At 41.3% G+C, this 25,687-nt stretch carries 11 protein-coding genes and 1 pseudogene; 11 read left to right on the top strand and 1 reads right to left on the bottom strand.

The annotated features are described in order from the left end of the window. Positions 1 to 22 precede the first annotated feature (22 nt). The 11 genes and pseudogenes from ACUN24_RS09660 to ACUN24_RS09610 all read left to right on the top strand — a co-directional run bounded on the left by ACUN24_RS09660 (position 23) and on the right by ACUN24_RS09610 (position 21,228). The gene (locus tag ACUN24_RS09660) at positions 23 to 4,033 is read left to right on the top strand and encodes a hybrid sensor histidine kinase/response regulator transcription factor (RefSeq protein WP_445562304.1); all 4,011 of its coding nucleotides are present in this window, start codon (positions 23 to 25) and stop codon (positions 4,031 to 4,033) included. Positions 4,034 to 4,280: 247 nt separating this feature from the next. Then, the gene (locus tag ACUN24_RS09655; protein ID WP_445562303.1) at positions 4,281 to 7,415 is read left to right on the top strand and encodes a SusC/RagA family TonB-linked outer membrane protein; all 3,135 of its coding nucleotides are present in this window, start codon (positions 4,281 to 4,283) and stop codon (positions 7,413 to 7,415) included. A gap of 12 nt (positions 7,416 to 7,427) precedes the next feature. Further along, positions 7,428 to 9,260, top strand: a complete 1,833-nt coding sequence (locus ACUN24_RS09650) for a RagB/SusD family nutrient uptake outer membrane protein (RefSeq protein ID WP_445562302.1) — start codon at positions 7,428 to 7,430, stop codon at positions 9,258 to 9,260. An 11-nt stretch (positions 9,261 to 9,271) separates the two neighbouring features. Beyond that, the gene (locus ACUN24_RS09645) at positions 9,272 to 9,949 is read left to right on the top strand and encodes a DUF3823 domain-containing protein (protein WP_445562301.1); all 678 of its coding nucleotides are present in this window, start codon (positions 9,272 to 9,274) and stop codon (positions 9,947 to 9,949) included. A gap of 75 nt (positions 9,950 to 10,024) precedes the next feature. Then, complete coding sequence (locus tag ACUN24_RS09640; RefSeq protein ID WP_445562300.1) at positions 10,025 to 11,944, top strand: family 43 glycosylhydrolase; 1,920 nt, start codon at positions 10,025 to 10,027, stop codon at positions 11,942 to 11,944. Positions 11,945 to 12,393: 449 nt separating this feature from the next. Continuing rightward, a pseudogene (locus tag ACUN24_RS09635) lies at positions 12,394 to 13,487 on the top strand (glycoside hydrolase family 127 protein); the annotation flags it as partial. 33 nt (positions 13,488 to 13,520) lie between these two features. After that, positions 13,521 to 14,702, top strand: coding sequence for a hypothetical protein (locus ACUN24_RS09630; protein ID WP_445565131.1), 1,182 nt, complete (start codon positions 13,521 to 13,523; stop codon positions 14,700 to 14,702). A gap of 255 nt (positions 14,703 to 14,957) precedes the next feature. Then, a complete protein-coding gene (locus tag ACUN24_RS09625; RefSeq protein WP_445562299.1) occupies positions 14,958 to 18,095 on the top strand; it encodes a SusC/RagA family TonB-linked outer membrane protein in 3,138 nt (1,045 codons plus the stop codon). Positions 18,096 to 18,106: 11 nt separating this feature from the next. Continuing rightward, positions 18,107 to 19,576: a RagB/SusD family nutrient uptake outer membrane protein gene (locus ACUN24_RS09620; RefSeq protein ID WP_445562298.1), complete on the top strand. Its 1,470-nt coding sequence runs from the start codon at positions 18,107 to 18,109 to the stop codon at positions 19,574 to 19,576. A 4-nt stretch (positions 19,577 to 19,580) separates the two neighbouring features. After that, positions 19,581 to 20,249, top strand: a complete 669-nt coding sequence (locus ACUN24_RS09615; protein ID WP_445562297.1) for a hypothetical protein — start codon at positions 19,581 to 19,583, stop codon at positions 20,247 to 20,249. A 25-nt stretch (positions 20,250 to 20,274) separates the two neighbouring features. Beyond that, a complete protein-coding gene (locus ACUN24_RS09610) occupies positions 20,275 to 21,228 on the top strand; it encodes a hypothetical protein (RefSeq protein WP_132400343.1) in 954 nt (317 codons plus the stop codon). A gap of 807 nt (positions 21,229 to 22,035) precedes the next feature. Here ACUN24_RS09610 and ACUN24_RS09605 read toward each other — a convergent pair. Further along, complete coding sequence (locus ACUN24_RS09605; RefSeq protein ID WP_445562296.1) at positions 22,036 to 25,569, bottom strand: family 43 glycosylhydrolase; 3,534 nt, start codon at positions 25,567 to 25,569, stop codon at positions 22,036 to 22,038. Positions 25,570 to 25,687 lie beyond the last annotated feature (118 nt).

Here is a 25,687-nt window from a genome sequence, read left to right as displayed (position 1 = left end):
ACAGGAGGGGATGGCTATGAAAATGGGATCGAAGCTATTATTAATACTTTTTTTATACAGTACAGCGTTGGTGGCGCAAACCAATCAGGCTAAGTTTTTATCTCTTCAGGAAGGATTATCCAGCGAGCAGGTTATAAAAGTTGTACATGATAAATATGGATTTATTTGGATTGCAACCGAATTTGGGCTTAACCGTTTTGCCAGCAATTCTTTTAAACAGTTTTATAAATCAGAAAAGGCAGACGGCTCTTCAGTAAACAGTAATGAAATCAATACACTGTTATATGATAATGATCAGGTTTTTATAGGTACACGCGCAAATGGCTTAAATGTTTATGATTTAAAAACCAATCGCTTTTCATATTACCTTCATGATGATAAAAATCCGAAATCGCTGGCCACTAACGATATTACTGATATTATTAAATCGCAGACCGGGAACCTTTGGCTGGCCACTTACCATCAGGGGGTACAACGTTTCAACACTTCTACTAAAACATTCGAGCGCTTTAGCAAAAAGAACCTTCCTAACCTGCCAGAAAACAGTACCTGGGCGCTCGCTGAAGGCAAAGACGGCACCCTTTACATTGGCCATGTAAATAAGGGATTTTCGATTGTGAACCTTAAAAACCGCAGTGTAACGGTTATCAACGTCAGTAATAGCAAGGGTATGCTGCCGGACAATGAGGTTAAATCATTATTTTGTGATCAGTTTAACAACATCTGGATCGGAACCAGAAAAGGCCTGGCCATCTTTAACCCAAAAACAAAAATCCTAAAAAAAATAAACCTTTCTGCAAAAAGCTGTAATGGAAGGGAACCATTTATCTACTCCATTAAAGCAGTTAACGGTTCGATATGGCTAGGCGCAGAGTCATCACAGCTATTTATCCTGAATCCCGAATACCTCGGCGACGGAACACTTTCGCAGATGACAAGCATCACCTGTGCTAATTTAAACCGTGGCAAAGCCTCATCGGTCCAAAGCATTGACCAGGATGGGTTTGGTAATATATGGATGGGGATTTACGGTGGTGGAATTGCCTTTACAAGCCATATTAAACCCTTCTTCTCTATCCTTTCAACGCAGGCATTATTCCCTGAACAGGGGAAACCTGCAACTGTTACCAGCATTTTAAACGACCGTGACAAAAGTATATGGCTGGGTACCGTTGGCGATGGAATATTACAAGTTAAACCAAATGGCCAGGTAAATAAAATTAACACCCAAAACAGTGCGATAGGTGACGATTTTCTTCTTTCCGGATTACAGGATAGCGACAACAATAAATGGTTTGGTCTGCAAAATGGTGGAGTATCTTTTTTCAACGCAACAACCAAGGTATGGAAGAAGGTAGAAACCGTTGAAAAAATGTCGGCTGTTAGAGCGATCGTACAAGATAAAGCAGGCAACATCTCTTTCGCTGCCCAGGAAGGGCTGTTTATCCGCGATTCCAAAACCGGAGTATTCAGTAAACTGATCACCAATAGCCCCATACTCGGAGATTATGCGCCACGCACAATGGTAGAAGACCAAAGTGGCAACAGGTGGATAGGCACATACGGCCAAGGAATTTACATTTTTGACCCTGCCAGAAAGCTAATTAAAAGAATAGTAAAAGGCCAGGGTATCAACAGCAACACCATTAACTATTTATTTGCCGATCGGAAAAATAATATCTGGATCGCTACCAATGAAGGTTTAGGCCTGCAAGCCGCCACAAAAAAAACGGGCGAATTGGAAATCATCGTTCCCCCAGGTGGCAAAGCCTGGTTAACCATCAATGCTATTGCAGAAGACAATAATGGAAACATCTGGTGCTCTACCCGATCCGGAATTCTACGGTATTTACCGAAGCAAAAACGGTTCTTAAGCTACGATCAGTCATTCGGTTTACCACTCGGCGGTTTCACTATCAATAGCGTGGGTAAAGATTCCGGCGGAAAAATTTTCTTCGGAATGCCTGCTGGTGTCTGCTATTTCAATCCAAAAGATATTCCGCTCACCCTTCCCAAATCTCCGATTAAGATCAGCCGGTTCATGGTATTCAACACAGGCGAAACGCATGCGCAATCAGAAAAACACCCTGGCCTCGCCGAAGAAATCAATCTCAAACACGATGAAAACAGCTTTCGTGTAGAGTTGGCCGTAATGGACTATGCGCTCCATGATATGGTAGAGTTTAGCTATCAGCTCCACCGACGGGATGAAAAGTGGGTATTTTTAGGTGATGAGAAAAATCTCGATTTCAGAAATATCCCTCATGGCAGTTATGAGCTGCGTATCCGCACAAGACAAAAAAATGAAACATGGTCGCAGGACTACAAGAAACTGTTTATCAAAATATCCGCTCCTTTTTACCTTAGTAACGTGGCCATTCTGCTGTATGCCCTGGTGATTATTTCTGTCATCATAACGCTTGTGGTATTTCACATCAGAAAAGTTTATGCAGAGGCCGAGCTCCGGATAAAAAAACTCCAGATAGAACAGGATGGGAAATTACACATGGAAAGGATGAATTTTTACACCAACATCACCCACGAACTGCGCACACCACTAACCCTCATTCTTGGGCCACTCGAAGATCTCCTTCATGAAGAGAAGTTGGCCGCTAAACACAAAAAAGGGGTATTGATGGTACAAAAAAATGCCAACAGACTTTTTTCACTTGTCAACCAATTGCTTGAGTTCCGTAAGGTAGAATCCCAATACAAACCTTTGGTTCTGGGTGAAGGCTTTTTAGGTGAACTGGTGCAGCACATTGCTCAAAAATATACGGAAGCCAATACTAACAGCAACCTGCAGATTGCCTGCAATATTGATCAGAATGACATTAAAACCATTTTTGATGCAGAAATCGTGCAACTGATTCTGGATAATCTCCTCTCTAATGCCTGCAAATATACCACCTCGGGCACTATCAAAGTTAGCCTTCACTATGAACAGGAACGCCTGAGTACCTGTGCACTCATTTGTGTAGAAGATACAGGATGTGGAATTCCTGCCGAACATATCAATAAAATATTCGACCGCTATTATCAGGTTCCAAAATCAGTTAGCCAGGGCACCGGCGTAGGCCTTGCCCTCGTTAAAGAACTGTCTGCTATACACCATGGTAAAATCTCAGTAAAGAGTGAGCCCGGAAAAGGAAGTGAGTTTTGCGTACGCTTACTCACCAGTGCTGTTGCAACTGCCTCAGCACAAGCCGAAAAAGATTCAGCTATTCTGCCAACAAACTCCGATAGTCGCCAGGTACTGCTGCTGGTTGAAGATGAACACGACCTGCGCGAGTATTTAACAGCTGTACTCGCTGTAAACTATGAAGTAATTGCTGCCGAAAATGGAAGCCAGGGTTTTGAACTGGCAAAGAGTCACATACCTGATTTAATCTTAAGTGATATAATGATGCCGGACATGGATGGTTTTACCATGCTCAAAAAAATTAAGCAACAACGGGAAACAAGTCATATCACAACGATATTTTTAACCGCAAAAGATACCGAAGCCGACAAAGAACTGGGCTATAGCCTCGGGGTGGATTCTTACCTCACTAAACCCGTAAGTCCAAAACTACTCCACAAAAGGATAGAAAATCTGCTCCTCAAACGCAGAGCAGTATATGCTGAAGTGCTGGGTCGGCTTTCTACAGCGGAAAAAGGTGTAGTGGCAACCAATACACAAACAGATCAGGACCTTTGGCGCGAAAACGCTTTTGTACAGGAATTTGTTAACCTCGTAGAAGAATGCATTCAGGATGAAATCCTTGATGCGGGAACCCTCGCCGAAAAAATGAACATGAGCCAGTCTACGCTCTACCGAAAACTAAAAGGACTCACCGGCAAAAATATTAACCAGCTGGTACGCAAAATCAGAATCCAGAAGGCTGCTCAGCTACTGCGTTCAGGTCAGTATAACGTAACCGAAGTAGCCTTAATGGTGGGCATCAACAGTTCCATTTATTTTCGGCAATGCTTCAGGGAAGAATTTGGTCAACTGCCTTCCGAATACCAAAAAAAGAAGCCCCAAGCATAAAAAACACAGTTTTTGACGAAATATTAATCGTTAATTGACGGATTTGTATATGTCTGCAGATCGGTCAATCCACTATGTTTGATCCCTATAACCAACTATAAATCCTTCATCGATGAATCATTTGCGTCTTCCATGGAAAGCGTTCCTGTTGATCAACCTCTGCTTCATACAGAGTAGAATCTAACATCGCCTTTATGGATTGATAATGAATAACCAGTACCGCTTTTAAACAAAAACCAAATATAACATGAGAATCCTGAAAATTTTCTTTTTCTGCCTGATGGTATGGGGAATCCCTTCATACACTTATGCGCAACGCAAGATTTCCGGACAAGTACTAAGCGAAAACAATGAACCCCTAACCGGCGTAACCATTGTCGTTCCAGGTGCAGTCCCGAAAGAGATTACAACAACTGATGGTCAGGGACGCTTTACCCTTAGCGCAAGCAAGGGTACCTTCCTGGTAACCTACATCGGCTACAAAAACCAAACCATCACCATTGGCGACAAAACCCAGTTTACCATTAAAATGGAAAGCGACGACCAGGGACTGGAAGATGTGGTGGTAGTTGGTTATGGTAAACAATCCAAACGCAACATTACCGGAGCAGTAAGTAACCTGAAATCAGAAGACGTGGTACGCACATCCTCTACTTCTACCGCAGGAGCACTTGCAGGTAAGGTACAGGGTATTTCTGTAAGGGCCAAAGATGCGCGCCCCGGGCGCGGAGCCAGTATCGAAGTTCGTAATATGGGTAATCCGCTATTTGTAATCGATGGTGTTGCCTATGGCGGCCAAACCGGAACAGATTGGGTAGGCACTCAGAATGGCTCTGGTGCAGATATATTCAATTCCTTAAACCTCGAAGATATTGAAAGTATATCTATCCTAAAAGATGCTTCCGCAGCTGTATATGGTTTTAGGGCATCGAAAGGTGTGGTATTAATTACCACAAAAAAAGGTTCAAAAGATGAATCCGTAAAAATAAATGTAAATGGCTATCTGGGTTGGCAAAACCTTACCCGTTTCCCTGAAATGGCTACAGCAGCACAATACACCAGAGGTTTGGTAGAAGCAGCGCAGAACGATCCAAACGGTAACCCAACACAGGTATATACTCCTGCAGAACTGGCCAAGTGGCAAGCGGGTACCGAACCTGGTTATCAGGGATACAACTATGCTGATATGGTTATCCGCAAAAACATTCCTCAGCGATACATCAATGCCAACATCACCGGTGGTGGCAAAAAATCAAATTACTTTCTATCAGTAGGTAACCTGCAGCAGGATGCCATGATCAAAGATTTCAACTATAAACGTACAAACCTGCAGGCCAATCTTGAAGCAACCGTGCTGGAAGGGCTTACCATTGGTACACAAATCTCAGCCAGACAGGAAAAAACACAGGATGTGGGTTTACCTGGCGGCGATGGCTATTTCTCTTCTATCCTGGCGATCTTTAAAAACAGGCCTACTGTTGGGCCTTATGCCAATGACAATCCGTTATATCCTAATCAAACCAACGAGTTTGCCTATAACCCGGCAGTTTTTAGCCGCGATATTGCAGGTTATAAAGACAATAGCTTTATGAGCGGGAATGTAAACATGACTGCAACCTACAAAACCAAGTTTGGTTTATCAGCAAAAGGAATAGTGTCTTATAATTACACTAACAATAAATTTGATGCATTTCAGTACAGCTATGACGTGTACAGATATGAAAACGGCAACTACGTACGTAGTAACGGAAACAATTCGAGATGGCGCTATAAAACCGACCGTGTGGCTATAGCGAGATCTGCACAGTTTCAATTGGATTATACCAAACAAATCGGCGATCATAACTTCTCTGCAATGGCAGGATATGAACGCTCTGATTGGGACAGAACACTAACTACCATCGGCTCTAACCCTACCAATAACTATATTCCTTTGGTAAACACCATTTCCGAACTCAACGGCATTGGTGATGAATGGTTATATGAAGCAAGGGCTGGTTTTATTGGTCGTTTCAACTATAATTATAAAGGAAAATATTTATTAGAAATATTAGGACGTTATGATGGTTCTTACCTGTATTATTCAGGCAAGGAATGGGGATTATTTCCAGGGGGAAGTTTAGGATGGCGGATCTCTGATGAGCCATTTTTCAAACCATTAAAAGGGGTCGTAAACGACATGAAACTTCGCGTCTCTGTTGGTCAAACCGGATTGGAAGAAGGTGTAATTATGCATGATTACTTATCAGGTTATAACTGGGGTTCAGGAAATGCCGTATTAAACGGAACGTACTATCCGGGTATTCAACCTAAGGGGCTTCCCATTCGCAACCTTTCCTGGGTAAAAAACACCAATTATAATGTAGGGATCGATGTTGGAATGTTTGATAACAAACTAACCTTTACAGCCGACGCATTTAAAATTATCCGTACAGGTTATCCGGGCAAAAAATACGATGTGCTGTTACCATCTGAAATCGGTTACGATTTACCAAACGAAAACCTGAACAGTAATGGTTACTATGGTGCGGAAGGAATCATCACTTATGCCAGTAAAGTGGGCGAATTAAATTATACTGTTAGTGGAAACTTTACTTTCTCAAGGTATAAAATATTGGATTCATACAAGCCACGTTTCAGCAATTCATATAATGAATACACCAAATCAAATGAAAACCGGTGGGGAGGCATCTGGTGGGGTTACGAGGTGGTAGGCCGCTTCCAGTCTGAAGCAGAAATCCGAAGCTATGGCATAAACAACGATGGTCAGAACAATAGAACACAACTACCAGGTGATTTTATTTACAAAGATGTAAACGGTGATGGTGTGATCAATGATCTTGATGAGCGCCCGATTGGTTATCCTACTGGCTGGGCACCAATGATGTCTTTCGGTGGACGTATTGGTTTAAGCTATAAAGGGATTGACCTGAACATCGATTTAGCCGGTGGCGCCATGCAATCTTGGAACCAGGATTATGAATTGAGAAATCCATTTCATGGCGGTGGAAACTCCCCAGCCTATTTGCTGGAAGACAGATGGCACCGTGCTGATCCTTATGATAGAAATAGCGCATGGATTCCTGGCTACTATCCTGCCATCCGTAGCGGTAACACAGGGCCAAACGGTAGAAACAACAGTTTCTGGTTAAAAAACGTGAGATACCTGCGTGTTAGAAATATGGAACTGGCTTATAGTCTTCCTAAAACCATTACCGAGAAAATCAAAGCACAGAAAATTCGTTTCTATGTAAACGCATCGAATATGATTTCATTCGATAACGTAAAAAATTTCCAGATTGATCCGGAAATCGAAGCAGCAGCAGCTGTAGTATATCCGCAGCAAAGAGTATTTATGGCCGGATTTAACATCACATTTTAAACAAAGATTAAGATGAAAAAAATTTATATAGCTTTTGCACTGCTTATTGGTTTAACCATGAACAGCTGTAAACATGATGACTGGTTTTACCGTGAATCTAAAACCACCATTACCGATGAACAATTGTGGAACGACCCAAATTTAATTACTTCCCTTCTGGCGAATTACTATGACCGCCTGCCTTCCTTGCATGGTGTTTTCAATACCGGGGGAATGACTGAGCTGGACGACGCCATGTGGTCGGGTACACGTGATCAGAACGGCAAAAATGACTTTCAGTTTGGCAACGATTATGGGCGTTATTGGGATTATGGATTAATCCGCGATATTAACCTCTCACTCGAAAATATAAACACATTAGGGGTTAAGTTAACACCCACCCAAAAAAGCCAATTTATAGGTGAAATGCGCTTTATCCGCGCCTTCGTTTATTTCGAAATGGTAAAACGAATGGGCGGTGTGCCATTGGTTACAAAACAATTAATTTACGATTTCAGCGGTGATCCTACTCCATTACAGGTACCACGTGCTAAAGAATCAGAAGTTTACGATTTCATTTACAAGGAACTTGAAGAAATCAAAACTGACCTATCAGCCAATAACGGCATACCAACTCGTGCCAACAAGTATACTGCGCTGGCACTGGAAAGCAGAGCTATGCTTTACGCCGCATCTATCGCCAAATACAATAGTTTAATGGCAGCGCCAATCAGCACCACCGGTGGCGAAGTAGGTATCCCGGCATCTATGGCGACCGATTATTACAATAAATCGCTTGCGGCTTCGAAAGAAGTGATTGCGGGTCCTTATGCTTTATATAACGTGAATGCAGATAAAGGGGCTAATTTCTATGATATGCTGAACAAAAAACCGGTTAGTGAAGTAATCTTTGCAAAAGATTTTGCCTTAGGTACCAAAATACAACGCTTTACCTATGATAACATCATCAAAAGCATGACCGAGGATACCGAATCATCGTCTGCAATTTCACCATCCCTGAGTCTGGTAGAAAGCTTCAACTATTTAGACGGAAGCAGAGGTACATTAAAAGACAAAGATGCGAATGGTAACTACATCGCTTATACAAACCCTGCCGATATTTTTGCAAATAAAGATGGTCGCTTATTTGGAACCGTTATTTATCCAGGTACAACATTCAAAAACAATGCAGTAAGAATACAGGCCGGAGTAGCAGTATGGAACAATGGTAGTTATCAGTTAACCACCTCTACAGTATTGGGTGGCAACTATAGCGACGGACAAGTTTGGACGGGCTTTGACGGTCCGAAAGATGATGCCGTAGATGTAAGCAATACTGGTTTTTACATCCGCAAAATGGTAAGTGATGCACCAGCCGCAAGTACCCGCGGAACATCTTCAATAAACTGGTGGCCATGGTTCCGATTAGGTGAAATTTACTTAAATGCAGCAGAAGCTGCTTTTGAATTGGGCCGTCCGGAAGGACTGGGTTATGTTAATACAGTTCGTGCACGTGCAGGATTTCCGGCCAACAGCTTAAGTGCATTAACAAACGACATCATCCGCAATGAGCGGCGCGTGGAACTTGCGTTCGAAGATCACCGTTATTTCGACCTGAAAAGATGGAGAATTGCCCATTTGGTTTGGGATGGTACAGAAACTGATCCGAATGCAGTAGTGATGGGTTTATATTCATACCGTGTGGTAAGACCCGGCCATCCCGACAACGGAAAATACATTTATGCACGGGTACGCCCAACCCGCTTCCGTCGTGCAAGGTTATTCCGTATGGCAAACTACTACTCATCAATTGATCAGGCAGTATTAAACAACAACCCTAAAATTGTTCGTAATCCATTCAATTAATTCTTACCACGATGAAAACTAAATTTTTAACGATAATAGCAGCAGTCAGTTTATTCATGGCCAGCTGCGGCGAATACGATAATTTTGATGCACCCGAATTAACCTTATCAGGTAAGGTTGTTTATCAGGGTAAGGCTTTAGGCGTACGTAACAACGGCCCGCAACTGGAACTGTGGCAGGACGGCTATCCCCTCAAATCTCCTGTTTATGTATACATGAATCAGGACGGGAGCTTCTCGGCAAAATTATTTGCCGGTCAATACAAATTGGTGCGTCGTGCTGATGCGCCCTGGTTGCAACAGGCAACTGATACCATCAGGGTAAATCTTACAGAAAATACCAATATTGATGTGCCGGTAACACCCTACTTTACCATCACTAATGAAACCTTTACAAAATCAGGTAATACCATCAATGCCAATTTTATAGTGAACAAGGTGGTTACTACCGCCAATGTGGAACTGGTAAGCTTGTACTTGGGAAAATCAGTTTTAACCGATCAGGTGCAGCGTGAAGTTCGCGTGGATGGTAGTGTTCCCTCACTTGTATTTGGTGCACAAACTACATTGTCGGCTGATATTCCCGACAACCTTAAATCGCTCGACTTTATTTACGCACGACTTGGGGTAAAAACCACAATTGCTGGCGAGTATGTTTACTCACCTGTGCAAAAAATAGCTTTAAAATAATATAAACAGGGTGTGGTTTTTAAATTAACTACACCCTGCTTATTGAATACCTGTAATAAAACTCAATTCTTAAACATGAAAAGACTTCCATGTCAACGCCTGATCCTTCTTTCTTTTTTACATATTGCTTTTATTGGAAATTTATTCAGTCAGGAATATAAATCAGGGCCGGCAGAAAAAGATTTTGCCGGATATTTATTTACCTATTTTAAAGGAAATGCAGTAAAAGACGAAGCCCTTTGCTTTGCGATCAGCACCGATGGTTACAATTACCGTGCATTGAATAGCAATGAACCCGTGCTCGATTCAAAACAGATCAGTTCGACTGGCGGCATCCGAGATCCCCATATTTTACGTTCTGAAGATGGCCGTTCTTTTTACATGGTGGTAACCGATATGACATCCTCCAAAGGCTGGGATTCTAACAGGGCAATGACTTTATTAAAATCAGACGACCTGATTAACTGGAAACACAGCATCATCAATATCCAGAAACGTTTTAAAGGCCATGATGATCTTAAACGCGTATGGGCACCCCAAACCATATTTGACCCCGCGAAAGGAAAGTATATGGTTTACTTTTCGATGCAGCATGGCACTGGCCCGGATATTATTTACTATGCCTACGCCAACAAAGACTTTACAGATTTTGAGGAAGAGCCTAAAGTGCTGTTTAATCCCAAAAACGGCAAATCCTGCATTGATGGTGATATCATCAATAAAAACGGAATCTTCCACCTCTTTTATAAAACCGAGGGTAATGGAAACGGAATTAAACTCGCCATGACCGATTCATTGACTTCGGGAAAATGGATCGAACAACCGGGCTACAAACAACAAACCCATGATGCAGTAGAAGGTTCGTCTGTATTCAAACTCAACAGGTCAGACAAATACATCCTGATGTACGATGTTTACGGCAAAGGTAAATACCAGTTTTGCGAGAGCACAGATTTAGATCGATTTAAAGTGATTGATCATGAAGTAAAAATGGATTTCCATCCCCGCCATGGTACCATTATTCCAATTTCGCGCAATGAGCTAAGAAACTTAACCGCTAAATGGGGAATTCCATTAGGCATGGAATTAAAACTGGCCAAAAACCCCATACTCGATGGTTTTTACGCCGATCCGGATGTACTTTACGCGAACAAAACTAAAAAGTATTACATTTACCCTACCAGCGATGGTTTCGACGGCTGGAGTGGGTATTATTTCAAAACCTTCTCCTCTACCGACCTTATTAACTGGAAGGATGAAGGTGTAATCCTCAACCTCAAAAAAGATGTGAAATGGGGTAACCGCAATGCCTGGGCACCAACTATTACCGAAAAAAAGATAGGCAAAGACTATAAATACTTCTACTACTTTACTGCAGCACAGAAAATCGGCGTAGCCTCTTCGAATCTTCCTACAGGCCCCTTTACAGATTCAGGGAAGCCCCTGATTAACTTTAAGCCTGAAGGAATTAAGAACGGGCAGGAAATCGATCCTGCTGTATTTACAGACCCTAAAACCGGAAAAAGCTACCTCTACTGGGGGAATGGCTATCTGGCTGTGGCCGAACTAAATAAGGATATGATTTCTTTAAAACCTAATTCCACCAAGGTTTTAAAAACAGATGAAACTTTCAGAGAGGGCTGTTATGTATTTTATAGAAAAGACACCTATTATTTCATGTGGTCAGAAGACGATACCCGCAGCGAGAATTACCGTGTGCGTTATGGAACTTCCAAATCACCATTAGGCCCGATCAGCATTCAGCAAAACAACCTGGTTCTACAGAAAGATCCCGGATCCGGTATTTTTGGAACAGGCCACAATTCTGTACTGCAAGTTCCTGGTAAAGACGAATGGTATATCATTTACCACAGGTTCAATTATCCTAATGGGATAAACATGGGCGAAGCAGCAGGGTTTAACCGTGAAGTTTGTATGGATCGCATGTATTTCGACGATGCAGGGAATATTATTCCCGTAAAGCCAACACACTAAAACAACAATAAGATCATAATCATAAATTTCCCTGGTTATCTGACATATAAACCAATACCAATCCATTTTCATTATATTTTTGAAAAAAACATATTTGATTGTTCTACGGTCAAGTATGTTCAACCTGTAAAAAACTACCCAGCTCAAGTGTAAAAACAACGCTCAGGACTTGCTTTACCTGAGCTGAATTTTGTCTTTACCATCGTCGCATCTTAAATCAGTTTATTACAGCCAAAGCTTTAAGGTCATATTTTGGCAAATCAAAGCAGTAGAATGTTTTCACATCCCCAGATTGAGGTAAAATCTTGCTACGACCTGCAAAAAAACACTAAGAATTTTATTTTCAAATGCGCTAGCTTCGGGTGGTTCAAAATATAGGGATAAAGCTGTACTGCTTATGTACCATTTTGAATAGTCAGCTTTATATATAAATAAATAACCAGATAGGCATGAAGAATAAAACAAATCAGTTACTCCTATTTTGCACATTATTAATCTCATTGGCATTCAATACGTTTGCGCAAAAGAAAGATTACCCCATCAAGCCCGTGGCGTTTACAAAGGTCCATGTTGAGGATAACTTTTGGCAGCCAAAGATGGAGATCAATGCACAAGTAACCATTCCCTATGTAATTGCACAATGTAAAGCAAATGGCAGAATGGATAATTTTCTGAGAGCAGGAAAAAAAATGAGTGGAGATAAGATGAGTGAATTTCCGTTTGATGATACCGATGTATACAAAGCAATTGAGGGCGCATCTTATTCGATTCAGAATAAAGCAAACCCAAAGCTTGAAGCTTATATTGATACACTTATCAGCATAATTGGCGGTGCACAAGAACCCGATGGATATTTATTTACTTTCAGGACGGTGAATGCAAAAAAACCGCACGAATGGATCGGCGCTAAACGCTGGGAGAAGGAAGAGGTATTAAGTCATGAGCTTTATAATGCTGGGCATCTTTATGAGGCTGCTGTGGCACATTATCAGGCAACCGGTAAAAAAACACTATTAAACATTGCCATTAGAAATGCAAACCTTTTGGTAAAAACCTTCGGTCCCGGAAAAATAGAAGAATACCCGGGCCACCAGATTGTAGAGATCGGGCTATCTAAAATGTACCGGGTTACCGGTAATCAAAAATATTTGGACCTTGCAAAGTTCTTCCTGGACGTGAGGGGACCGAAAGGCGATGAATATAATCAGGGGCATGAAAAAGTTACTGATCAGCATACAGCTGTTGGACATGCAGTGAGAGCAGCTTATATGTATACAGGAATGGCAGATATTGCCGCGCTTACCGGAGATACAAAATACCTGTCTGCTATTGACGATATTTGGGGAGACGTAGTAAATAGAAAATTATATATTACTGGTGGTATTGGCGCTACAGGAGCTGGTGAGGCTTTCGGAGAAGCTTACCAATTACCAAATATGTCCGCTTATGCAGAAACCTGCGCCGCCATTGGAGCGTTTCGTTAAGTGGCGATCGTTTCTTTTATCCAAACCCATTGGCATCCATGTTTCAACATCAGCGGAGCGCATGGATCAGTTGCGCATGTTGCATTAGTAATATGGCCCGCTTTTTACCTTCTCTGCCGGGCTATGTGTATGCACAGGATAAAAACGACCTGTATGTAAACCTTTTTATGGGCAACACCAGTACAATTGCCCTTGCCGCTACAAATGTAGAAATCACACAAACTACTGACTATCCGTGGAAAGGAGAGGTAACCATCAATATCGATCCGGTAAAAACTTCTGTTTTTACTTTAAAAATCCGGGTTCCGGGCTGGGCAGCCCATGAGGCATCGCCTGGAAGTCTTTATTCATTTATGGATAAAAAAACAACTCCGGTAAAGATTTCAATCAATGGGGAGGCCACTTCGTTTATTACAGAAAAAGGCTATGCTGTTTTAACAAGAAAATGGAAAAAAGGCGATAAAGTTTTCTTAAACCTACCCATGGAAACCGACAAAGTGATCGCAAACAAAAACGTTAAAGACGATGCTTCACGTTTTGTACTGCAACGCGGCCCTGTGGTTTACTGCCTTGAAGGCCCAGACAACAAAGACAGCCTGGTACAGAATATCATGATCGGTAAGAATGCAATTGCCTCTTCTCATTACGAGCAAAACCTTCTCAATGGTGTAGAAGTAATCGATATTAAAGGCCAAAGCACAAAACGGCAAATAAAAAGCGACAGCCTTTTGGTAACCGCTCAGGATGTTAAGGCGATTCCATATTATGCCTGGGCAAACAGGGGCGCAAGCGAAATGACAGTGTGGATACCTTATGAGCAATCAGCGGCCATGCCAAAACCTGCACCAACCATAGCAAGCAGAAGTCAGGTATCAGGCTCAATAAAAAACAAGAGAATGCTCTCGGCAATCAAAGATCAGTACGAACCTGCCAGTTCAAAAGATACAAATTTCCCCTACCTGCACTGGTGGCCCGCAAAAAACACCAACGAATTTCTGCAATATAATTTTGAATCGGAGCAGACTGTCAGCGAATCTAAAGTTTACTGGTATGATGATGGTCCCTGGGGCGGCTGTCGAATTCCAGCCTCTTTCAGGCTGCTTTACAAGAAAGGCGAGCTATGGATCCCTGTAGAGTCAATATCTCCTTATGAGATCAGTAAAGATAAATGGAATGTTTTAAAATTCAAACCGGTAAGTACTTCTGCTTTAAGAATGGAAATAAGGCTTCCGGTAGAACAAGCAACAGGCGTACATGAGTGGACGGTGGAATAATCACTAAAGACAAAAAACTTCCTATTCCATTAAAGAAATAGGAAGTTTTTTTGTTAGAAATACTTTCGATAATATCTGGTATCAATATAATAGAAAAGCTTAAACCAGATTATAAGTGTACCAATGAGATGAGATTTATTTTCCTTTAAACTGGTTAAAAAATGATTCAAATAGGGTAAAATATTCATTACAATCAAATCATTAATGAGTAAATTTATAAACGTTACTTCAACGTTTAAACTAACCAACAAACTAATGAAATTAAATCTTACTTTAGGGCGGAGTAAGTTCCTGGGCATCATCATATTCCTCATGGTACCCTTTCTTAGCTTCGCACAAACCAAAGTTACCGGGACAGTAACTGACGGGAAAAACCAGCCTTTACCCGGGGCATCTATCAAACAAAAGGGCACAACAAACGGTACCTCTTCGGATACCAAAGGAAACTTTTCTTTGACCTTAAAAGAAGGCTCTTCAATATTGACGGTAAGCATTGTTGGCTACAAGTCAAAAGAAGTTTCTGCTGCAGGCCAGACAAGCATTAATATTGAGCTTACTGAAGACAACAACGCTTTGGATGAGGTGGTTGCCATAGGTTATCAGAATATTCAAAGAAAAAAAACAGCTGGTGCTATATCTTCTGTAAAAGGAAAAGATTTTGAAAATACGCCTTACTCTACATTTGATGCCATGCTGCAGGGAAGGGTTGCGGGCCTTACGGTCTTGAGTACTTCGGGCGAACCCGGAGGAAATAACATCGTCAACATCCGTGGTGCAAGTAATGTAAACTTAGGCCAAAGCAGTTCGCCCTTATACGTTATCGATGGAGTGATTTATGATGTTAATGATATTGGGTCAGCCTATGGAAGCAGTCCATTACAGGCAATCAACCCTAACGACATCGAATCTGTTGATGTACTTAAGGATGCATCTGCTTCAGCCGTTTATGGTGCCAGGGCGGCAAACGGCGTTATTATTGTAAAAACAAAACGTGCAGTTATTGGCGCTCCACCTCAGATCAGGGTAGCCAGTTATTTTGGTATTGCGAACAAACCGGCACTGAAACCAATCCAGACTGGGACTGCAGAGAGAAGACTGAAAATGGATTTACTCTATGGCGGCAATGCATCATATACCCAGCTCAAAAATCTGAATATGATGTTAACCGACAGTTTAAATACTGCTTTCAACAACAATACAGACTGGCAGGGATTATTTCTCCAAACGGGAAATATCAGCAATATTGATGCAAGCATATCGGGGGCAACAGATAAATATTCTTATAGATTCTCTTTCAACCGTTACTTTGAGGAAGGGGTAATGAAAGGTTATGATATCAACAGGGTTACCCCTAGCCTGTTCTTCCAGGTGTCTCCTACTGAAAAATTGCTGGTCCAGACTAATCTCTTTGTCGGCCTTACCAAAGCCAGGCACGGACAAGGCGACCAAAGGAAATACCCATTCACAACCTGGGGTTTCCCATCATCTTTTTGGAGCATCGGCCCCACTGAACAGGCGTTATATACCGGCAGATATGATGAACTTAGGGACGATGACAAAACCACCAGTTTGAATGGTAACACCATGGCTCAATATACTATTATACCTGGTTTAAACTTAAAAAGCACGATATCGTACAATGTAAATAATAATACCAGAAGCTATTTTAAACCAAACCTTCTAAGTTCCAGCGGCCAGAATGAAGCTTACGGATATATCTATCAAACCAACCGTTGGGAATTGGAGAACACGTTAAACTACTACAAGTCATTGAAGAGCGGACATAATTTCAACATCGTCCTGCTACAGGGAATGGAAAAAAACATCCTCAACAATACTTATAGCTCCAGTATAGGAAACTCGGATGCGGTAAAAACCGTTACGGGAATTGCTGCTGGTCCAAATTTATATGTAAGTAACGATATCCAGGAGCGCTCGCGTTTATCCTGGATGGGAAGTTTTGTTTATGATTACAAGGGAAAATACCTTTTACAGGCTGTATACCGTGCCGATGCCTCTTCAAGATATAGTGCTGACAGTCGTTGGGGCTCATTCCCTTCAGTTTCAGCAGGCTGGAATGCATCTGAAGAGCATTTCTTCTCACCGCTGAAAAATATTGTTTCCTACTTAAAGTTCAGGGCCAGTTATGGCATAACCGGAAATGATCCCGGCGCTTATTATGCCCAGTACCAATCTTTAATAGGAGATGCAGGTTATCCAACATCAGTATTGGGAAATGGTGTAGGTGGTTTTCAGAATACCTATAATGGCACACCAGTATTATACCCGGATTATTATGGGGCAGCTTCATCAAGTTCGATCAGCTGGGAAAGAAGTCCGCAGTTCAACGCGGGAATCGACATGGGCTTGCTTAAGGACAGAATAACCTTAACAGCCGATTACTATGTACGGGATTCTAAAAGTAAGGTGTTTCAGGTTGCCGTACCACTTACTACTGGTTATTCTCAAATATCAAACAATTTTGTTGATCTGCGCAATTCGGGTATTGAGTTAACTTTAACCACGAGAAATTTTGGGCCAAAGTCAAAATTTCAGTGGACAACTAATTTCAACATAGCTTATAACGATAATTATATTACCAAACTGCCAAACGGGGGAAGAGATTTCACATTCGGAGATCCTTGGATGCAACAGACCCTGAGCGTTGGCGAACCATTGTTCACCTATAAGGTTTGGGACGTAAGAGGAATCTATTCAAAAGATGCAGATGTTCCTGTAGATCCGAAAACAGGCAAACGGATTACGCACTTCGGAGGAGCACAATATAGTGCAGGTGATCCGGCAAGGGCGGATCAGAACGGGGATTACAATATCGATTATAATGATTATGTATCGTATGGAAACCCAAATCCGGACATTACGGGCGGCATGAACAATTCATTTTCATATAAAGGATTTTCTCTTGATGTACTGGTTACTTTCATTTCCGGCCGCAGCCTGCGTAATGGATACCTCTCTGATAAGTTTCAGGATGCAGGAACTTCGAATCCATACTTCGATTGGGGGCCAAGATCAGGACCTGCATCAAACTTTAACGTTTCGGATTTCTGGTCTAAACCGGGAGATATTGCCAAATACCCGGGGCTGATTACCAATACAGTAGACAAATGGCATATTGGCCAGAGCATGTTTGTAGAGGACGCAAGTTTCTTACGCATCAAAAATATCCGTTTGGGCTATGCTTTGCCTCAAAAACTTACCAAAAAACTAGGAATGAACATGATTAGGTTTTACGGTGTAATGGACAATGTAAAAGTATGGTCCAAATCTACAGTACCTGATCCGGAAGCGGTGGGCGTAACTGGGTATTCAGACGGAAACGACTATCCCATTCCCAAAAAGTACACATTTGGCATTGATTTAACATTTTAAACATTACTACAATGAAAAGACTAACAATATACATATGCTGTGCAATAGGATTATGCATGGCTACTTCATGCAAGAAATTTCTTGATGAGAAACCCATTAGCGTATCTACCGACCTTACTTTCTGGAAAAATGAAAACGATGCAGACAAAGGTATAGCAGGAGGTTACGCACTCTTGAGAAAAACCTTGAATAAGGCTAACGGACTTGCATTTTATGCCTACGGAGATCTGCCAACTGATGAATTCTCTGCCGCAAATTTTTATCGGTTCGACAACATTGCTTCGATCAAGTGGTCTATAGCTGTTGCTACTTCAGATACCGGAGATCCAATGATGCAAATGAGAAGATATGATAGCTTTTATAGCGCCATAGACCAGGCCAACAGATGTATCAAATTTATCCCCACAATACCAGATGATAAATTTTCCTCAGCTACATCAAAAAACAACCTGTTAGGCGAAGCCTATTTTTTAAGGGCTTTCAATTATTTCTACATGACCAGAATCTGGGGAGATGTTCCCCTGGTTACGCAAACCGCAGTGATTACAGATGCAGTAGATGTACCACGCAATAAGGCAGCTGAAGTGTTAGCGCAGTGTTTAAGCGATGTTAACATGGCAATAAGCCTTTTGAACTGGGATTATGAGAATTCTGCAAATAGAGCGGTAAGGGCAAATAAAGGTTCGGCTTATGCCCTTCTGGCACACATTTATGCCTGGCAGGGCGATTACCAAAACTGTAATCTGACAACCAGCAAGATTATCGACCAAAACTTTTATCAGTATGTAAGCAGAGATAGTTATCTTGACATATACAAAGGCAAATCTAATGAGGGCATTTTTGAGATTGCTCAAAGCGATGAAAATGAAGGAAATGTAAATAACATAGCAAAATACACATTAAAAAGCCCTTATTTAACAACAAATACCGGAAATGCTGTTTTTTCGCTTAATACCACTACGTTAAAGAACCTTTTCGATGATCTTAACGATAAACGGTATTCAAAAGCCTTTGCATTGACCAATTCAACAGACCCGATCTGCATCAAGTATTCGAATATCACTTATATTAACGGGCAAAACGTCATTATTCCGGTAGCCCATAATAACATCATTATTTTTAGGCTTGCAGATATAAAACTTTTAAAGGCCGAAGCACTTGCAGCATTAAACCAGTTTGATGAATCCAGGGCCATACTAAACGAAGTAAGGGGCATAGCGGGTGCGGGTGCCTGGAATGGCGATAATGCCAACTTGTTTGAAGCCATTATAAATGAGCGTGGAAGAGAGCTGTTCATGGAAGGACACCGTTTTTACGACCTGGTTAGACTCGGTAGAAAAACCGGTACTATTAAATTCGGTGATGACAAGATGAACAAAGGTGACTTCGATGCAGGCAAATATTATTGGCCAATAGACCCAGCGTTAATGATTATAAACAAAAAGTTAACCCAAACTCCATTCTGGAGCTCAAAGATGTAAAATAATGAAAAATAAAATATTCTATTTCATAATATGCTGTCTGGGGCTTGCCTATTTTACAAGCTGCAAGAAAAGTGAATACCTGACAGATGGCGGATTAAGTACCGCCAAAACCCCATTAACAACCTACGATTATCTTAAACAGCACAAGTACCACTTGTTTGATACGCTGATTATGGTGATTGATCATTACAACATGAAGCAGGAAGTAAATGGCGCAGCAACTTTTTTTGCCCCGACCAACTACTCCATCAACAGCTATCTGAAAATAAAAAGAGATTCTGTTAGACTTATTAATGAAAACAATAACTATGGCCTGGCCGATATGTATAAGGATATTAGCGCAGATTCGCTCAGGATGTACATCTCCAAATCAAGGATAGCGTTAATAACAACACCTTTACAGGCGACCATTGTGAGTAATGCAGCGAATACAAAAACGGCGGTACAACGCATTCTTCAACCAAAACCTTCTGAATCCTGGTCATCAGCACCGATATATTATCTTTATTACATCAGGGTAAGGGGGAGTCTGGATCCGCCAAATGCAACTGCACAACCCAATGATCCAAACGTAGACCTTAAAGCACAATGCCAGACCACCGATATAGAACCATCATCTGGCGGCATGCTACATGTGCTGAGCAACAACCATACATTCATCAGATTCTAACGTGGAATCATAACAGGTAAAAATCATGAAGAAAATATTATTAATTTCATCCATATCTGCGCTAACTTTGACCGGCATTTTTTTTGGCTGTAAAAAGGTGGAAAAGGGTTTCATCAGCGACTATATGTTTTACAGTCCAAACCCTTTAATTGCTACCCAGGGAAATGTAACAAATTCTAACTCGATTGAATTAGACGGAACCACCGGACCGGTAAAGGTTAAACTTCTTGCCGTTAGGAACTCAGATACCGGGCAACCAGCCCCCGAAATGACAAAAGAGTTTACCATTAAACAGTTTCTTGGTCAGATTACCAGTGCCGATTCAACCGTTGCTTTAGTAAACAAAAAAATTGTACTTAAACCTGCTTTACCCCTGGAGGTGAGTGAGATTGGGGGAAGAATATCACTCTCCCAGGCAACAGCATTTGTTGCTACCGGCAATTATGTAATTGATGTGGAGGTAAGCAACATCAAAGGTACCCGCCAGATTTTAAATGCATGCAGGATACAGCTATTGCCAAAGACGTATTTTGCCCTCGACGCTGGCGCATTTGTGACCACCTCTGATCCGGATGCTGAAACAGGCTTCAGCGACAGGATAAACCTACCCATAACCGTTACTTACGACAATAAAGGCCCTAATAAGATCAGATTTGTATTTTTGGACAAAAATGGTGTGGCTTTTGATGCTTCTGCCGGACAGGTGACTACCAGAGGCGATAGAGGTAACTTTTCTCAGATGAACCCCTATTTTCCACTTGTGAGAACATCCTCTGCATTAGAATGGGAGTTTCTTGATCTTCCTAACGGCTTTCCGATTAAAGATGGCGCCAACGGAACCGGAAATTATTACCGGATCCCCGCCAGATTTACTGTAGAGAATAGAAATGCTAATCCAGTTTTTTTTGGTTTCAAGGCTTTAGCAGCAGGCAGCTATACCGTAGCGATCCAAATACCCACAGTTACGAAGAAACCTTAGTTAGTTAAGTTAACAATGATGAGGCCCAGGTCGTGTAAAAGCGCCCTGGGTTTTTTGTTTACGACATGGCCATTTTAAGGCTTTCATTAACAGATTTCAATAGAGTGGTAGTCATCTCGATTGGAGCAACGCAGAGTGGAGAGATCTTTGGACCAAGTTATATATCAATTTAAAAGATTTTGCTTCTCAGAGCCTTCAGACAATCTCATTAAGTTAAGGGATAAATCTCCCCAAGGGATCGTCATTGCGAGTAACCATCAGGTCTATGGCCTAAAAAAAACAGGAATGACTTCCTATATGCGCTTTCTAACGTATTAGGTTTAAGATTTTGCATCCTGCAAAACTCAAGTGGGATAAGATGTCTAAGGTGGTTAATTAAATAGTACGCAGTTTAATTAACCACCTTAGATACCTAATAACATCTAATTCATTAAATAATCCTTTAGGTTTTTACACCATATAAGAACATGTAAGCTTATATGATCCTTAAATGTCTTATATGGTCAAAAAATAACACTAAATATCAGTTGTTTACATAAACGTCATTATAAGAAGGCTTTTTCAGCCGACGAGGCAATCTTTATAGCAAGGGTTACTAGCATGATAGATTGCTTCGTCGTTCCTCCTCGCAATGACGACCTTTTTTTTATAGAGTCAGTCTATGGTATCGTATTCGAAGGACATTTATTTGCAATTTATCAAAATCTCAAGGAGTCTTCGACTACGCTCAGACTGACGAACCGCGGCGCTTAACTTAACGACAAATTTGGTCAGCCATTCTCAATAACAATTATTTATTTTTCTCTTTTATTTCTTTTGGATGATCTTAAAATCACTGAATGATGCATAACCAGAAATATCACCATAGGTAGCATGATAAACGCCCACTTCTAAAACTCTGCTATTCATATCATCTCTTTTGATCGGACTGCCGGGAAGATTTACCCAGGCCTTTCCATCATGGCTGCCACGCATAAAAAATAGATTTCCCTGCCTTCGTATTTGTAAATGACGATAAAAAGCCCATCCCGCTAGGTTATTCAACTGTTTGCGTTCCCCGGAATTAAAGTCAGTAACAATGTTTCCGACACCCCAGCCTGGCATAACACCATTTTGCACAAGCTTTGCCCTACTTGATGGTTCTTTAACCATTATACCGGCCTCATTTGCCCCATAAGCTTTCTTTTGGTTCAGCCCTAACATATCCGACAGCACCACCTCGGCAGTAAAATCGCCTTCCACTTTGTTGTAAGCAAATGGCCCTGTTGCCATTGATCCATCCCAAAATGTATTGTGCGAGACCAACTTCAATACCCCTGAATGCTGGGCAACGGTATCCGCATTTCCCATCAAACCGTCCCAGGAAGTTCCTTTCAAACCATCTGCACTTGCCGGAACCGATAACGCCGTTCCATTTTGCTTTCTGATTACAAAAAGTGCAGAATCTGTTGTAACAACGGAAGGCAAGGAGGTTTGGGTAACATTACCAAAGTTATCTCTAACCTTTATAGTATAAGTATAACGCTTTTCTGGCCTAACAGTAAAATCAGTATAATCTGAAGACCTTAACCATTTTTGGGCATTTTCATCCCCATCACGTTCAAAAAGGTACTCAAAATTGGTACCCGGCAAAGCTGGTTTATCCGCAGCCATATCAACCATATTTGGCGTAATAGCTGATGGTTTAGAAGCGAATGATGCATTTTTAAGGTGGTTATTTAGTGTCTGTTTCCAAAAATCAAATTCCTGCACGCAACTGCGATCATCAAGACCATAATTAAACACAGAAATTGAAGATATGGCTATTGATGCCCCTTCTGTTGCAGATCCGATTAAAATAAGCTGATCTTTTTGCCTTTTAGGGGCATCAATATTTCCGGCTAGTTTACCATTTATAAAAACCTTAAATTTCCCTTTAAAATAAGTACAGATCACCTGCTCCCACTTTCCGGTACCTGTTATCCTGGCCGATTTATCTCCTTTGCCAAAAAATAAATCTGTTTTTGATCCGGCTTGCGAATACAATGAAAAAATGGCGCTAAAAGGTTTTGAAAAATCTGGTGTTTCAGCCATTTCATTGCTAAGAAGCAATTTACCCTTACTGTGCAACACCACCGCTATTTTCCCATTTACATCAGCAACTTCTGCCTTTCCCCTACTTACAATTGCCCCCAAAGCAGCCCCGTTGTTGGTCCATTTATCTAAACTGCCATAGTCTAGATTTTTCGCCTCTACCTGCAGCACGGTATTATTGCGCAGCCCTTTTTTATAGGCTGCTTTAATTTCTTCATGGCTTAGCGGCACATCATAAATTTTTAATGAAGCCAATGCACCTGAAAATCCTGCGCTTCCATCTTCATTTCCGCCGATGAGAAAATGTTTGAGCTTATTGATAAAAAGCATCCTTCTTTCGCTCCTATCCAATTCTCCGTCAACATAGATGTGCTCCATTGTACCATCAAAAACAATGCTGATCAGATGCCATTCATTAGCCTTTGGTAAATGCTTGTATCCTAAATCTGCCCATCCCAGGTGGGTTATTGCACCGGCAGTTTTACTATTCCCATAACCAACGGCCGCATTACTTAAATTAACCCCTCCCCTCCCTGTCCACGAAATAATGGTTTCTTCTTTATCAATCTCTGGATTTAAAACCCACATATTTACACTAAAACTGCTGTTTCCAAGCAGAGACTGTGGTGCAGGAACTGATGAAGATAAGCGCTCCTGACCAGTAAAAATTAATGCTTTTTTGCCTCCGATCATGGAGGTAATGGGTTTAGTTATTCCACCAGCCACAAAATGTCCTCCCAACTTCCCTTTATTTTGAACGTTTGCTACAACGGCGCCTGTACGGAGATTATCTAATGCCAGGTCTACCAATAAACCTTTTGGTTCAAAAGCTTTTAAAGGTTGCCATTTTTTAATTCTGGTATTCATTACCGGATGATATTCCGCATCATCGAAAACCTTAATATTCCATATCGCTTTATTCAATCCCGGATATTCAGTCTGTAAAACCATTGTACGGAGATACCTCGCCTTAATATTCCCGAAATCAATCATCGGGCTGCCGTGTTGTGTATTTCTACTGCGATCGGCATAAATTCTCCATGTTTTCCCGTCAACCGAATACATGATCTTATATTGATAGTACCAGGTGGCGTATTCAAACTGCGTATGGATACTTTTAACATGTTCTGTTTTTCCCAAATCTACCTGCACCCAGGCAGGCCCTACATTGCTTTTGCCTTTCCATAATGTTCCGTTGTCATCATCAAAGGCAAATTCTGCTTTAAAATTTTCATCATAGGTGGAGGATGCGGACACTTTTTTACCTTGTGCTAAATTTGGATGTGGATTGGCATTTTTCGCCAGATAACCGATTCCGGTATGTGTAGGTAAAATCTTCAATATATTCCCTTCATCATCAAACAGCATTTTATCAACTGCAACCTGCCTGTGGTAACCGCCATCATTATGCGGATTATTATGCCGGTGATAAACCAGATAAAAATCATCACCCTGTTGCAATACAGATTGGTGCCCTGGCCCGTGCACCGTTCCGTCTTTATTTGTAGATAAAATCGGGTTATTAGTGGCATATTTAAAAGGCCCCATCGGGTTGGTTGCGGTTGCATATTGAACCCTATAAGTGCCATCCTCACAATAACCAGAGGAATAGGTCAAATAATAAATTCCTTTTCTTTTAAACACAAAGGGTGCTTCGAAAAACTCTTTTGCATCAGTATTGGGAATCTGCGCCAGCCTGGAAAAGGATTTCATATCTTTATTTAAAAGACCAACACCACAACCATGGTTGGGATAAATGCCCCAGGTGCCCCAATACATATAATACTGGCCATCATCATCCTTAAAAGTCTGTCCATCAAGCGTAATCACATTTGGCACCATAAAATTAGATACAATCGGTTTACCTTTAGGCAATAGCGATGTCCAGGGACCAACAGGAGTATCAGATGAAGCACCAAAAATTTCAACAGGCTGGCAGTAATACAGATAGTATTTACTATCAGCACCCTGGGTTACATCCGGCGCCCAGTAGTAGTGCGTGGTTGGCCAGTTCATATCCTGCATGGTCCAATTCACAAAATCTTTAGATGTCCATACCTGAGAAGGACCGAAACCACCACCGTTACCATCTGTTGTAGCATATATGTAATAGGTATCTCCGAACTTCTTTACCGTTGGATCTGCAAAATAACCCGGTATAATTGGATTTCCAGGTACCACAGCCTCCTTTGCAGATTGCGCCAGCACTATTTGAAAAGTAGAGCAAATTAGAAATAAAATGAATGGCTTTAGATATTTTTTCTTCATGGTTAAGTATTCCTCAAATTTTAGGAAACGGCTGTATAGGTCTGCATGTAAATATAGACTAAGTAAACCCCAGATTACCGTTGTATATTAATGTAAAGTATCAATATTTTAACCTTTT

The organism is Pedobacter sp. WC2501, assembly GCF_052682415.1.
Note: the sequence above shows the minus strand (reverse complement) of the source record. Positions and strands in the feature narration are given on the sequence as shown.

Excerpts from the sequence above, each read along its gene's own strand:
- ACUN24_RS09610 (WP_132400343.1), top strand. The coding sequence starts at position 20,275 with ATGAAGAAAATATTATTAATTTCATCCATATCTGCGCTAACTTTGACC.
- ACUN24_RS09615 (WP_445562297.1), top strand. The coding sequence starts at position 19,581 with ATGAAAAATAAAATATTCTATTTCATAATATGCTGTCTGGGGCTTGCC.
- ACUN24_RS09625 (WP_445562299.1), top strand. The coding sequence starts at position 14,958 with ATGAAATTAAATCTTACTTTAGGGCGGAGTAAGTTCCTGGGCATCATC.
- ACUN24_RS09630 (WP_445565131.1), top strand. The coding sequence starts at position 13,521 with ATGGCCCGCTTTTTACCTTCTCTGCCGGGCTATGTGTATGCACAGGAT.
- ACUN24_RS09660 (WP_445562304.1), top strand. The coding sequence starts at position 23 with ATGGGATCGAAGCTATTATTAATACTTTTTTTATACAGTACAGCGTTG.
- ACUN24_RS09655 (WP_445562303.1), top strand. The coding sequence starts at position 4,281 with ATGAGAATCCTGAAAATTTTCTTTTTCTGCCTGATGGTATGGGGAATC.
- ACUN24_RS09650 (WP_445562302.1), top strand. The coding sequence starts at position 7,428 with ATGAAAAAAATTTATATAGCTTTTGCACTGCTTATTGGTTTAACCATG.
- ACUN24_RS09640 (WP_445562300.1), top strand. The coding sequence starts at position 10,025 with ATGAAAAGACTTCCATGTCAACGCCTGATCCTTCTTTCTTTTTTACAT.
- ACUN24_RS09605 (WP_445562296.1), bottom strand. The coding sequence starts at position 25,569 with ATGAAGAAAAAATATCTAAAGCCATTCATTTTATTTCTAATTTGCTCT.
- ACUN24_RS09645 (WP_445562301.1), top strand. The coding sequence starts at position 9,272 with ATGAAAACTAAATTTTTAACGATAATAGCAGCAGTCAGTTTATTCATG.
- ACUN24_RS09620 (WP_445562298.1), top strand. The coding sequence starts at position 18,107 with ATGAAAAGACTAACAATATACATATGCTGTGCAATAGGATTATGCATG.